Genomic DNA, 13006 nt, shown 5'->3' on the forward strand with positions numbered 1-13006 from the left:
CGACATTCTAACTTTCTCAAGCAATAAAAAAAGCCTCCGAAGAGGCTTTTTTTGATTTACAGATTAGTCACCTGTATAACCTTTTAATTTTAAACGGTAAGCATGTAATAGAGGCTCTGTATAACCAGAAGGCTGCTCGCCACCTTTGAATACTAAGTCATAAGCAGCTTTGTATGCATAACCATCAAAGCTTGGTGCCATTGGCGTGTAAAGTGGATCGTTGGCATTTTGCTCATCCACAACTTTCGCCATGCGCTTAAATACTTCTTCAACTTGCTCAGCAGTTACGATACCGTGACGTAACCAGTTTGCAACGTGTTGAGAAGAAATACGTAAAGTTGCACGGTCTTCCATCAAACCAACATTGTTGATGTCTAGAACTTTTGAACAACCTACACCCAAATCAACCCAACGAACCACATAACCTAAGATACCTTGAAGGTTATTTTCGAGTTCTTTGGTTTTCTCTTCTTCAGACCAGTTTGTATCTGTCGCTAAAGGCGGTGTTAACAAGTCATCTAAAGATAGCGGTTGAGTATTCAACAACTCTTTTTGACGCTCAGAAACATTGCACTGATGGTAATGGATCGCGTGAATAACAGCACCAGATGGAGATGGAACCCATGCACAGCTTGCGCCAGCTTCTGGATGCTCAATCTTAGTTTTATACATATCAAGCAACATATCTGGTTTTGGCCACATGCCTTTACCGATTTGCGCTTTACCACGTAAGCCGGCTTGAAGACCGATCATCACGTTACGGTTTTCATATGCAGGGAACCAGATTTGAGACTTCACTTCGCCTTTACGAACGAATGGACCTGCTTCCATGAAAGTATGGATTTCATCACCCGTACGGTCCATGAAACCTGTATTAATAAAGATCGTACGATCTTTCGCTTGCGCGATACAGTTTTTCAAGTTCACAGAAGTACGACGTTCTTCGTCCATGATACCGATTTTCAAAGTCTTCGCAGGTAGACCAAGCGCTTGTTCAGCACGCTCAAATAATTCAACTGCAAATGCAACTTCTTCTGGACCGTGCATTTTTGGTTTAACGATATACATAGAACCTTTGCGAGAGTTCTTGTTTTCGTTTTCACCTTTAATATCTGCAAACGTCAATAACGGTGTGATCAATGCATCCATGATGCCTTCGTAGATTTCAGCACCATCTACAAGGATCGCAGGGTTTGTCATCAAATGACCTACGTTACGAAGCAACATCAATGAACGACCGTGAAGCGTAGTTTCACCACCGATTAAATTTTTGTGCGTACGATCTTTATTTAATGTACGCGTGATGGTCTTACCATTTTTCTCGATTGACTCAGAAAGTGTACCTTTCATTAAGCCTAACCAGTTACGGTAGCCTTCAACTTTCTCTTCAGCATCAACTGCTGCAATTGAGTCTTCTAAGTCTTGAATTGTGGTTACCGCAGCTTCAAGAACTAAGTCTTTAACACCCGCAGCATCAGTTGAACCAATTGGGCTCGTCGCATCAATTTCAATGATTACATGCAAACCATTGTTTAAAAGTACGATTTCAGTTGGCGCAGCTTCTTCACCATTAAAACCAACAAACTGAGCTTCTTTCGCTAAAGTTGCAGTTGAGCCATCTTTTAGGCTTACAACTAACTTTTTGCCTTCTACAGCATATTTAGTTGCATCTGCATGCGAACCATTAGCTAGCGGGAAAGTTTCATTTAAGAAGTTTTTAGCAAATTCGATAACTTTTGCGCCACGAGCTGGGTTATAGCCCTTACCTTTTTCCGCGCCGTCTTCTTCAGAGATCACGTCAAAACCGTAAAGAGCATCGTAGAGTGAACCCCAACGTGCGTTCGCAGCGTTTAAGCAGTAACGTGCATTACGTACAGGCACTACTAATTGCGCACCAGCCAATAATGCGATTTCTTCGTCTACATTTTCTGTGCTGATTTGGAAATCTTCTACTTCTGGTAATAAGTAGCCAATTTCAGTAAGGAAAGCTTTGTAAGCTTCGAGTTCAAATTTGTTGTTGCGGTGCCATTCATCAATTTTAGCTTGAATGTCGTCACGCTTAGCCAATAGTGCTTTGTTCTTTGGGCTAAGATCGACAACGACTTGTTCAAAGTTTTTCCAGTAAGTTTCACTGTCTAAACCTGAACCCGGTAGTGCTTCATTTTCGATGAAATCGTAAAGTTCTTTAGCAATCGCTAACTTGCCTTTTTGAATACGTGCAGTCATTGTCTTTCCTGATATTGCTATTTTTTATAACAAGAGATTCTAGTATACCCATTTATACTTTGCTGAATAGTACTATCACATTCCTAAATAATGATCATTTTCTATGTAATGAAATACCCTCATCATTCAACATAATAAAGATCAGAAATACGACGTCATCATCAGCCTGAATACCTTTTTACAGTGTATAAAGTTTTTGAAATGTCGAAATTAGACTTAAGTGCAGAATTTTGTTCTAAAACTGAACAAATAGACCCAAGCGTCAAACAAACTCACTCGATTAAGCCATGAAATGCTGCCAATGTCGATGCTACAACTTCAACCAATCAGTTTAAATTTAACGCTTTTATCGATGAATTATTAAACAACCCTTCTTCTTATTAAATGATGCTTTTATCTTCCGACCTCGCTTTTAAAGTCGATTGTTCGATCTATACTTTTTCTTATCTATGCATGTAATCTAAAACTAAAAATCAAAAAAAAAGAACGCCATCAAGACGTTCTTTTTTCATTCCAACAGAAACGCTTAATTTTCTGCCGTAGATTCTGGTGCATTGATTTGACGGTGAGAGGTATGTAGATAATCATCAGATTGCATTTCCAATAAGCGCGAACGTGTACGCTCAATTTCAAATGCCAATTTTTCACCTTGATATAATTCAATAATCGTATCTTCTGAAGTAAGCAACAACTTCACACCACGGTCATAAAACTCATCAACTAGATAGATAAAACGACGAGTCCCTTCAGACAAATAATCCGTCATGTGCGGCACATTACTCACCAAGACCGTATTATAAATATTGGCAATTTCAATAAAGTCCGCTGGACTACGTGGTTTTAGGCAAAGTTCAGAATATTCACACCACAGTACATCTTCCGTATGACCAATGGTTTCCACAATACGCTGATTAATAATAATTGGCTCTTGTGAAACTGTTTGGGTTTGCGTTAATGCTGTAAAACGCTGTGCCATCCACAACTTATGTTCATGTGTTAAAGGCGACTTAAATAACTGCGCTTGTTTCAATACACGTAAACGATAGTCTACGCCTGAGTCTACATTTAAAATCACACAGTTCTTTTTTACCATTTCGATGGTTGGGATAAAACGGTCACGGTGGATCCCGTTTTTATACAAACCATCTGGTGCGATGTTAGATGTTGCAACAAGAGTGATGCCACGCGTAAATAATTTTTGGAACAGATCGCTCAAAATCATCGCATCCGTAACATTGGATACAAAGAATTCATCAAAGCAGATCACGACCGCTTCTTTATAAATTTGGTCGGCAACAAGGTCTAGTGGATTACGCTGACCTGAAAGCTTATTTAATTCACGGTGTACGTACTGCATAAAGTGATGGAAATGCATACGTGTTTTGCGTCGAAATGGCACAGAATCATAAAACTGATCCATCAGCCACGTTTTACCACGTCCTACACCGCCCCACATATACACCCCTTTCGGTGCAGTTTGACGACGGAAACGACGAAACGCTTTTTTAGAAGCCTTAAAACGTTGGATTAATTCTTGCCAAACTCGATCCAACTCATGCACCGCTTGCGCCTGTTCCTGATCTGGTAAAAACTGACCAGATGCTAAGGCTTGAGCATAACGCTCAGCCGGTGAAATCGGAGTAAATGCGGTGTTGTGTGGTGACTGAAAATCTGACATATCATTAAATACTTTTTTGGGCTAAATGAATTATAACGAAGAATAAACTCGAAGATATAACACTTTGGCAGTAAAGCGCATTGGCTATTTATTATATTGTCTCGGACTATGCCCAAACCAACGTTTAAACGCATGATTAAACGCCGCAGGTTCTGAATAGCCCAGCAATTCTGCAATCATTTCAATTGAATATTCATTATATTCAATCATACGGAGTGCTTTATCTTTAATAATATCTTCACGAATTTGCTTATAACTGGTATTTAACTGTTGCAGTTGATGACGCAAAGTTCTTTCAGGCAAGTTCAACGCTTGAGCAGTTGCTGCCATACTTGGCATCGCACCACTTTGTAATTCCAAATAATCTTGCACACGTTGAACCAATGATGGCGCATCTTCATCGGCGCTTAAACGTTCTAACTCCGCAATACATTTCGACTCATATAATCGAAAAGTAATAATATCTGCGGAAGGGATCCGAATATCTAAAACATCTTCATCGAACCAAAATGCCGCAAATGGCGCACCAAATCGAACTTGAGAGCCATAATAATCAGTAAACATTTTTAATTTTTCGGGATCTTTGGGTTCAGCAAATGGCAAATCAATTTGAACTTGTGGCGTAGATAGCCCCATCATTTTGTACAGATCACGGATGAATTTATAAGTTCCTGAAATCTCTGAATGCGCCAATAATGCACCCAGTGTCGCATACACATCTTGTGGTTGATAACATAAAGCCACTTTATGCTGGCTGATTTGCAAACTCAAACGCCCAGTTAGATGCGTCAACTGTTGAAAGCGAATCCCCTGATTTAAAGCTTGGCGTAAAGTATCACTGGTGACCAATAACATCAGCAACGGGCCATAACCCGCCAATGTATAATGCTGACCAATAAATAACCCTTGCTCAGGTTCTACATCTTTACCAATGACTTTCAGTACATCCCACTCCAAACTCGGATGAATCACCGAAGTAGGATCGAGTGCATCGACACGCAGCCCAATAGTTTGCAAACGTTGATCGACATCTACGCCTGCTTTACGCATTCCTTGTACTAAATACATCAGGCTTAGAATAGATCGTTTCATAAATCGTAAAATGACATTAAATTTCTTCTTTTTTACTACAAAATTGCAATTATGAACATTGCCGTTTCGATCAATTTTTCTGTCACCTCAATCATATTGTTCTGATCACGAACTCAAGTATGCTTAACTTGTAATCTCGCTTGGAATTAAAAAAATGATGCAGGAAGCGCAAACAAAAACAGTGCAAACCCCAAAAGCCAATTCTGAAATACATACACAAATCGCCATCATCGGCGGTGGTTTTGGTGGTATTGCTATGGCGATACGCCTTTTACAACAAGGTAATCAAGATTTTTTGATCCTCGAAAAAGCCAATGATTTTGGTGGAACCTGGCGTGAAAACCGCTACCCTGGCGCTGCGTGTGATGTGCAATCACATATGTATTCGCTTTCTTTTGCACCCAAAACAGATTGGTCAAAACGTTATGCTGAAGCGCCGGAAATATTTGACTATATCCAACAGGTCACCCGTGAATATAATTTAAAACAATTCTGTCGCTTTAACAGTGAAGTACTTTCAAGCCAATACAATGAATCAACCTGCGACTGGCATTTAGAACTCAAAGATGGCGTTAAAATTACCGCTCAATACGTGATTTTTGCATCTGGCCCGCTACATGTCCCGCAAATTCCACACATTCCGGGCATTGAAAAATTTAAAGGCAAAGTGTTTCATTCTTCTCAATGGGATCATCAATATCCATTAGAAGGTAAAAAAGTCGCATCTATTGGTACAGGCGGCAGTGCCATCCAATACATTCCTGAAATCGCACCACAAACAAAACAACTGTATGTTTTTCAACGTACCGCGGCTTGGGTCATTCCACGAGATGAACGCAGTTATCATGGTTTAGAAAAATCATTATTTAAAAAATATGATTGGTTTCGAAAAATTCACCGCGCTCGCCTGTATTGGACCAACGAATCACGTGTCGTGCCAATTGTTAAACCAACTACCATGAAATATGCGCAAAAACTGGCAGAACTGTATATTAAGTATCAAGTGAAAGATGCTGAACTTGCCAAGAAACTAACGCCAAACTACATCATGGGTTGTAAACGCATTTTAATTTCTAATAAATACTTTCCAACCTTTAATCGACCTAATGTGGAATTGGTCAGTGATGCAATACAAGAAATCACTGAAAATGCCATTATTACCAAAGATGGAAAATCCCGTGAAATCGATTGTCTGATCTATGGTACAGGCTTTATTACCGATCCAAGAATTTATTTAAAATCATTTGAATGTATTGGTGAAAATGCTCAAGAACTCAAACAAGTTTGGCAAGCTGGCGCAGAAAGTTTTTATGGCATTTGCACCAAAGGCTTTCCAAATCTATTCCAATTATTAGGCCCCAATACTGTGCTTGCCCATAATTCAGTGGTATTTATGATTGAGGCACAAGTCGATTACATCTTACAAATGATGCAATTGGTTTCAAAATCTAATGTTCAAGCCATCGCTGTCAAAGATCAGGTGCAAGATCAATTTAACACTCATGTACAAGACATGCTTGATGGTACGGTATGGCAATCAGGCTGCGTGAGTTGGTATCAGCAAAATGGCGGTAAAAATTTTGCACTGTGGCCAACTTATACATGGAAATATTGGCTGGCTACTCGAAAAATAAATCCAGCCGATTTTCGACTCCTCAGTAAAACAAAATCTAGTCATGCAGCTTAAGCAATAACAGGTCATAATAGGCAGGTATTCATTATCTGCCTATTTTTGTATGCAATCTTTCTGGTTGATTTTCCAGCTCTTAGCCTGTTTAGGGCTTGGTTTTATTCTTGCACGTCGCCTACCCACTTGGCTTGAAAAAATCGCCTTTAAACTCCTGCCATACTTTACTTATATTTTGTTATTTGCGATTGCGATCGAATTTTCTGAAACATTACACACTATTCCAGCACCTCTGCAAATCCTCTCTTCATCAGTACTTATTGCACTATTGACCTCAATGGGTGCTTTTATTTGCTGCTATATTTTGTTTAAGCTTTTAGGCTATAAACCCAGTCATGGCAAAGTGTCCATGCAGTTAGTAATAAGCTCACTCATCAATATTAGCTATGCTTTTATTGCATTAGGTTTAGGTTATGCTTTTGCCGAAATTGCAGCACATTTTAGTCTTCAGCCACATATGAGTACTTGGGATCTACTTTTAGTCTTCATGTTTCTGATTGGTCTAGATCTCGCCTACTCACCGCTCGATCGTTCTTGGTTAAATTGGAAAATTCTACTTGTTCCTCTGGGCTGTATCGTCGGTTCACTTTTGGGCGCTTTTGCTGCAGCCTATCTATTGCCACAAATCAGCCTGAAAGATTTGATTATGCTGTCACAAGGCTATGGTTTCTATTCGATGACAGGCATCGTCGTGACTGAATTAAAAAATGCGCATCTAGGCAGTATCGCGCTGATGAATGATTTATTCAGAGAAATCTTTGCGATTGTGTTTATGTATATTATTGGCTGGCGTTACCCACGCTCTGCAATTTCATCTGCGGGTGCAACAGCTATGGATGTCACCTTACCTATGGTCAAACAAGCCTGTGGTAATGATTTTATTCCACATGCCATGGTCAGCGGCTTTATCCTTTCTGTACTTGCACCTATATTGGTGAGTATATTAGCAGCTATCTAACCCTCACCTAAGTCCTCTTCCTCTCCCAGAGAGGGAAAGGACTTCCTCTCTCCCTTTGGGAGAGAGTTAGAGAGAGGGTAAATTTTAAAGTGTCGCCAAAATATCTTTTAAAGTTTGACGCATATTGTCCGATTTAGTAATTGGACGGCCAATCACCAAATGTGTAGAACCATCAAGCATAGCTTGTTTAGGTGTCACAATTCGTTTTTGATCATCCGCTGCAGAACCCTCAGGACGGATACCCGGTGTTACCAATGCAAAGTCAGCACCCAAAGTTTCACGTAACATTTTCGCTTCTTGTGCCGAACAAACTACACCATCCAAACCACTTTCTTTCGTTAAAGTCGCAAGACGCTTCACATGTTCAAAAGGTTCCACATCTAAGCCTAATTCCGCAAGATCTTCACGACCCATTGATGTCAAAACCGTAACAGCAATTAACTGAGTATTGTAATTGCCCGCCTTTAGGCGCTCTACACAGGTTTCCATCATTTTACGGCCACCTGATGCATGGACATTGACCATCCACACACCCATATCCGCAGCTGCACAAACTGCTTGTGCTGTGGTGTTTGGAATATCATGGAATTTAAGATCTAGAAATACTTCAAAACCTTTATCGTGCAATGCTTTAACGATACTTGAACCCTCATGGGTAAATAACTCTTTACCAACCTTAACTCGACATAATGCAGGATCTAACTGCTCTGCAATTGTAAGTGCGTCATATTGGCTTTTAGCATCTAGTGCAACGATGATACTCAAGAGACTTACCCTTCATTTTGACAAAATTAGTGCATTATAGATGGATTCAACTTGATCAGAAAGTCATAAAACTCATGTTAATTGAAATGATTAATTTGAATTGAGCTATCTCATTATTTTATTTAAGATATATGGCTTATTTTTTCAGCCCATAAAAAAAACACCCCGATGATCCACCAGAGTGTTTAATATAAAATTTAACTATACTCATAAAAGTAGTTAATTTACTTCATAAACCCAATTATAACGGGTTAGAAGGACGCTCATTTGCATCAATATCTAAAACTGTTTTTTCATGACGTGTATGTGCAGCCGCTTCAGCAGCAGCCAGTTGAGCAGTTTGAATTTGCTCTTTACGTAGGCGCTCAATATCTTTACGTAGACGTTTAATTTCCCAGTTATTTTGAAATACTCGGAATACTTGCACTGCCAATAAAAGACCTAAAACCAAACCTAATGACAATGTTAATAGCAATAAAAGCCCTAAACGCATTGCAGGCACTTGTGTAAACAACAAATCGACTGAAAGTTCAGTTCCGTTTTGCAGTACCAAAGCCAATGAGTATCCAAATAGGACTAATAGAATTACGACCAATACGTAACGCATAAACACCCCTAACTATGTTTTAAATTAGTTTGCAGATTCGTTTACCGCATCACGTAAAGCTTTACCAGGTTTAAAGTGCGGAACAGCTTTTGCTGCAACTTCAACAGATTTGCCGGTTTTTGGGTTACGACCCACACGTGGCTCACGGTGATGTAATGCAAAACTACCAAAACCACGGATTTCAATTCGGTTGTCTGTAGACAAAGCTTCGATCATTTGATCGATCATTATCTTAACGGCCTCTTCCACTAAGGGTTCAGCTAAGTGTGGGTTTTTAAGAGAAATACGCTCTATTAAGTCAGACTTATTAAGTGCTTCAGTAGTCATCTGCGACCTCTTTAATTATCAAGCTACCTAGGATCAGTTTCCTGATAATAACCTGTTTAAATACAAAACGGTAGCGTAATAATCACTTACTACGCTACCGTTACAGTAATTGTGTAAAATATATTAATTAATTTACATTAACAATACAATTCAAACACTTACTTAGTGGTTCATTTGAGCTTTGATCAAATCACCAATAGTCTTAGGACCATTGTCTGAAGTTGCTGTAGCTGTCTTGTTCAAGTTAGCTACTGCTTCTTTTTCTTCAGCTTCGTCTTTCGCTTTGATAGACAAGTTGATAGAACGTGATTTGCGGTCTACGTTGATGATTTTAGCTTCAACTTCTTGACCAACTTCAAGGAACTTAGTTGCATCTTCAACGCGGTCGCGGTTGATTTCAGATGCTTTAAGAGTCGCTTCAACTTCGTCAGCTAACTTAACAGTAGCGCCTTTAGCGTCAACTGCAGTTACAGTACCTTTAACAAGCGCACCGCGTTCGTTAGCAGCTAAGAAATCGTTGAACGGATCGCTGTTCATTTGTTTGATGCCAAGGCTGATACGGTTGCCTTCAGCGTCTACTGAAAGGATAACCGCTTCAACTGTGTCACCTTTCTTGTAACGACGGATAGCTTCTTCGCCTTGTTCGTTCCAAGAAATGTCAGACAAGTGAACTAGACCATCGATACCGCCTGGTAAACCGATGAAGATACCGAAGTCAGTGATTGACTTGATAGTACCTGAAACTTTTTCACCTTTGTCGTGTTCTTTAGCAAACTCTTCCCATGGGTTAGCACGAGTTTGTTTGATACCAAGAGAAATACGACGACGCTCTTCATCAACTTCAAGAACCATAACGTCAACTTCGTCACCGATCTGAACAACTTTAGATGGGTGGATGTTTTTGTTAGTATGGTCCATTTCTGAAACGTGTACTAAGCCTTCAACGCCTTCAGCGATTTCAGCGAAGCAACCGTAGTCAGTTAAGTTAGTTACACGAGCTTTAACGATAGAACCTTTAGGGTAACGGTTCATGATCGCTAACCATGGATCTTCGCCTAATTGTTTAAGGCCTAAAGATACGCGGTTACGTTCGCGGTCGAATTTAAGTACTTTAACAGTAACTTCTTGACCAACTTCAACAACTTCTGAAGGATGCTTGATACGTTTCCAAGCCATATCAGTGATGTGAAGAAGACCATCAATACCACCAAGGTCAACGAACGCGCCGTAGTCAGTAAGATTTTTGATAGTACCAGTAACTGTTTGACCTTCTTCAAGCTGAGCAAGAAGAGCTTCACGGTCAGCTGAAGATTCAGCTTCCATAACAGCACGACGAGATACAACAACGTTGTTACGTTTAGCATCTAGTTTGATTACTTTAAATTCTAACTCTTTACCTTCTAAGTGAGTAGTATCACGAATAGGACGAGTATCAACTAAAGAACCTGGAAGGAACGCACGAACTGGACCGATGTCAACAGTGAAACCGCCTTTAACCTTACCAGAGATAACACCAGTAACGATTTCGCCGTCTTCAAAGATTTTTTCAAGTTTAGTCCAAGTTTCAGCACGTTTAGCTTTTTCACGTGATAAAACTGTTTGACCCATACCGTTGTCAAGAGCTTCAACAACTACATCAACAGTGTCGCCAACTTGAACTTCAAGTTCACGTTGTTCATTTAAGAATTCAGCGCGGTCAACAATACCTTCTGATTTAAGGCCAGTGTCAACTGTTACCCAGTCAGAGTCGATGCTTACTACAACGCCTTGGATGACAGCACCCTTTTCAACGTTGAGGTTTAATTCGCTTTCTTCAAAGAGGGCTGCAAAAGATTCGGTCATGATATACCTAGTAAAGTCAGCGGTCTTGGATCAGACAAGGCCGGTTTAATTAAGCGTCTACATAGTCCGTATAAGACTGATCAAGCTATGCTTCTGCTGAAAATTCTTTAGTTTGCTAATTGCTGATCGATGTAATTCGTCATCAGCGTGAATACTTCATCAATACTTAAAGTTGAACTATCAATGAAGTAAGCATCTGGCGCAGGCTTGAGTGGAGCGACTGCGCGTTCCATATCTCGCTTATCACGCGCTTCGATATTAGCTAAAATGTCGTTTATTTTAACATCCACGCCCATAGCCTGCAACTGATTTACACGGCGCTCCGCACGGGACTGAGCAGAAGCCGTTAAATAAATCTTGGCTTGAGCATTTGGAAAAATCGTAGTTGCCATGTCACGGCCATCTGCAACCAAACCAGGTGCTTGGGCAAAGGCATGCTGACGTTCTAAAAGCGCAGTTCTAAGTGCAGGAATTGCAGCAACTTTTGAGGCAAACTCTCCGACTCTCTCAGTACGGATAACTTTTGAGACATCTTCACCATCTAAAAGCACCGAAACACCTGCTTCATTTGTCACAAATTGTATGTCTAAATTTGTTGCAATTTTTACACATTCATCGAGCTTTGAGTCTAATGCATCAATTAAGTCTTGCTTATGCAATGACAATCCCAACAGACGATATAACGCACCTGAGTCGAGTAAGTGGAACTGATAATGTGCCGCAATTTTTGCTGCCAATGTTCCTTTACCTGAGCCACTTGGGCCATCAATTGTAATGATTTGAACTGTCATTGCTCTTCCACTTTTGTTTATACGGTTTTTGCAAGTTTTGAAAAACCAATTTTAATCGCTGACTTCAGTTGCGCAAGGATTAATTGACTAACGAATGGCGCACGCGCCTGTAATTCAATCGTATAAGTGACTAAAGTACGCGCAGCATCAATCGCTTCGAATTGAATCACACCCAAATGATGTTTAACCAAAGGGTTTTTAATAATCTTATATTCAATGCGTTGGTTTGGCTCAAGCAAGGTAATTTGCTCTTGTAACGGCTTCACTGGCCCAAAGCCCATACGATGTACAGAACCCACACCATCAGGACGTTCAGGATCTGCTGAATCTTTGATGCGCACCACTTGAATCGGCGCAAAAGCCACGTTATAGGTCGAATGTTTTGAAAGTAATTCAAAAACCTGCTCGACCGGTGCATTAAATTCTTTTTTTACTTGAATGGATTTCATGGTGTACCCTATTTTTTTGACAATATAAATTGTCAGTAGAGTTTACTTGATTTTTTAAATTAAGTTCAGTCAAAGTAGCTTTTTCCTGTAACTTCATCAGTCGTTTTTGTTCACGACGCATTTTAAAAAAATCACTTAATTGTTGGGAGCATTGCTCTTGTAGGCAACCATGCTCAAACTCAAAGATATGATTATAGTAGCCTGAATTTAATAATTGACGCGAACTGACCAAAGAACCTGCTTTAGGCTCAGTCGTCGCAAATACCACACGCTTAATTCTCGAATGTACCAAAGCGCCCACACACATTGTGCATGGTTCCAAAGTCACATATAAGGTTGCATCGTCAGGTAAACGGTAATTATCGATATTCAAACAAGCTTGACGCAAAGCTTGTACTTCCGCATGTGCGGTGGGATCTTTCAAAGAAATCGGCGCATTAAACCCTGCACCTATGACTTGATTTTGACTCACAATGACTGCACCTACAGGAATTTCTTGCAATTCGGCAGCCTGTGCAGCCTGCTCAAAAGCAAGCTGCATCCAATGTTCATCACTATATTGGTTTTGTTCAGACATCAATTAA

12 protein-coding genes are annotated in these 13006 nt (G+C 40.0%); 2 read left to right on the top strand and 10 right to left on the bottom strand.

Annotated elements, in window-relative coordinates:
- Nucleotides 1-63: 63 nt before the first annotated feature.
- The 3 genes from AC25JC_RS01595 to AC25JC_RS01605 all read right to left on the bottom strand — a co-directional run bounded on the left by AC25JC_RS01595 (nucleotide 64) and on the right by AC25JC_RS01605 (nucleotide 4996).
- Entirely contained in the window at nucleotides 64-2226 is a 2163-nt protein-coding gene (locus AC25JC_RS01595) for a malate synthase G (RefSeq protein ID WP_486923324.1), read from the bottom strand.
- Between the two features lie 526 nt (nucleotides 2227-2752).
- Entirely contained in the window at nucleotides 2753-3904 is a 1152-nt protein-coding gene (gene zapE, locus AC25JC_RS01600; protein WP_111885050.1) for a cell division protein ZapE, read from the bottom strand.
- Nucleotides 3905-3988: 84 nt separating this feature from the next.
- Nucleotides 3989-4996 (bottom strand): AraC family transcriptional regulator, encoded by a 1008-nt coding sequence (locus tag AC25JC_RS01605; protein WP_180007330.1) that lies wholly within the window; start codon nucleotides 4994-4996, stop codon nucleotides 3989-3991.
- Nucleotides 4997-5153: 157 nt separating this feature from the next.
- Here AC25JC_RS01605 and AC25JC_RS01610 point away from each other — a divergent pair, with 157 nt between their 5' ends.
- Both AC25JC_RS01610 and AC25JC_RS01615 read left to right on the top strand, forming a co-directional pair.
- Complete coding sequence (locus AC25JC_RS01610) at nucleotides 5154-6683, top strand: flavin-containing monooxygenase (RefSeq protein WP_180024001.1); 1530 nt, start codon at nucleotides 5154-5156, stop codon at nucleotides 6681-6683.
- A gap of 49 nt (nucleotides 6684-6732) precedes the next feature.
- The gene (locus tag AC25JC_RS01615; RefSeq protein ID WP_233944295.1) at nucleotides 6733-7641 is read left to right on the top strand and encodes a LysO family transporter; all 909 of its coding nucleotides are present in this window, start codon (nucleotides 6733-6735) and stop codon (nucleotides 7639-7641) included.
- Between the two features lie 84 nt (nucleotides 7642-7725).
- Here the strand turns inward: AC25JC_RS01615 and pyrF are convergent, their stop codons facing one another.
- The 7 genes from pyrF to tadA all read right to left on the bottom strand — a co-directional run bounded on the left by pyrF (nucleotide 7726) and on the right by tadA (nucleotide 12999).
- Nucleotides 7726-8406, bottom strand: a complete 681-nt coding sequence (gene pyrF, locus AC25JC_RS01620; protein ID WP_078193653.1) for an orotidine-5'-phosphate decarboxylase — start codon at nucleotides 8404-8406, stop codon at nucleotides 7726-7728.
- Nucleotides 8407-8647: 241 nt separating this feature from the next.
- Nucleotides 8648-9013, bottom strand: a complete 366-nt coding sequence (locus tag AC25JC_RS01625) for a lipopolysaccharide assembly protein LapA domain-containing protein (RefSeq protein ID WP_180023907.1) — start codon at nucleotides 9011-9013, stop codon at nucleotides 8648-8650.
- 24 nt (nucleotides 9014-9037) lie between these two features.
- Entirely contained in the window at nucleotides 9038-9340 is a 303-nt protein-coding gene (locus AC25JC_RS01630; protein WP_067767464.1) for an integration host factor subunit beta, read from the bottom strand.
- Nucleotides 9341-9502: 162 nt separating this feature from the next.
- Nucleotides 9503-11182 (bottom strand): 30S ribosomal protein S1, encoded by a 1680-nt coding sequence (rpsA, locus tag AC25JC_RS01635; protein WP_078193655.1) that lies wholly within the window; start codon nucleotides 11180-11182, stop codon nucleotides 9503-9505.
- 107 nt (nucleotides 11183-11289) lie between these two features.
- On the bottom strand, nucleotides 11290-11973 hold the full coding sequence (gene cmk, locus AC25JC_RS01640; protein ID WP_078193656.1) for a (d)CMP kinase: 684 nt from the start codon (nucleotides 11971-11973) through the stop codon (nucleotides 11290-11292).
- 17 nt (nucleotides 11974-11990) lie between these two features.
- Nucleotides 11991-12422: an SRPBCC family protein gene (locus AC25JC_RS01645; RefSeq protein WP_486923325.1), complete on the bottom strand. Its 432-nt coding sequence runs from the start codon at nucleotides 12420-12422 to the stop codon at nucleotides 11991-11993.
- A complete protein-coding gene (gene tadA / locus AC25JC_RS01650) occupies nucleotides 12391-12999 on the bottom strand; it encodes a tRNA adenosine(34) deaminase TadA (RefSeq protein ID WP_486923326.1) in 609 nt (202 codons plus the stop codon). The genes AC25JC_RS01645 and tadA overlap by 32 nt, the downstream gene beginning before the upstream one ends.
- Nucleotides 13000-13006 lie beyond the last annotated feature (7 nt).

This window comes from Acinetobacter sp. P37 (genome assembly GCF_057480965.1).

What these genes read in the sequence shown, in the direction of transcription:
- zapE (WP_111885050.1), bottom strand. Translation starts at nt 3,904, where the DNA reads ATGTCAGATTTTCAGTCACCACACAACACCGCATTTACTCCGATTTCA.
- AC25JC_RS01645 (WP_486923325.1), bottom strand. Translation starts at nt 12,422, where the DNA reads ATGAAATCCATTCAAGTAAAAAAAGAATTTAATGCACCGGTCGAGCAG.
- AC25JC_RS01610 (WP_180024001.1), top strand. Translation starts at nt 5,154, where the DNA reads ATGCAGGAAGCGCAAACAAAAACAGTGCAAACCCCAAAAGCCAATTCT.
- AC25JC_RS01605 (WP_180007330.1), bottom strand. Translation starts at nt 4,996, where the DNA reads ATGAAACGATCTATTCTAAGCCTGATGTATTTAGTACAAGGAATGCGT.
- rpsA (WP_078193655.1), bottom strand. Translation starts at nt 11,182, where the DNA reads ATGACCGAATCTTTTGCAGCCCTCTTTGAAGAAAGCGAATTAAACCTC.
- cmk (WP_078193656.1), bottom strand. Translation starts at nt 11,973, where the DNA reads ATGACAGTTCAAATCATTACAATTGATGGCCCAAGTGGCTCAGGTAAA.
- AC25JC_RS01595 (WP_486923324.1), bottom strand. Translation starts at nt 2,226, where the DNA reads ATGACTGCACGTATTCAAAAAGGCAAGTTAGCGATTGCTAAAGAACTT.
- AC25JC_RS01625 (WP_180023907.1), bottom strand. Translation starts at nt 9,013, where the DNA reads ATGCGTTACGTATTGGTCGTAATTCTATTAGTCCTATTTGGATACTCA.
- AC25JC_RS01630 (WP_067767464.1), bottom strand. Translation starts at nt 9,340, where the DNA reads ATGACTACTGAAGCACTTAATAAGTCTGACTTAATAGAGCGTATTTCT.
- AC25JC_RS01615 (WP_233944295.1), top strand. Translation starts at nt 6,733, where the DNA reads ATGCAATCTTTCTGGTTGATTTTCCAGCTCTTAGCCTGTTTAGGGCTT.
- tadA (WP_486923326.1), bottom strand. Translation starts at nt 12,999, where the DNA reads ATGTCTGAACAAAACCAATATAGTGATGAACATTGGATGCAGCTTGCT.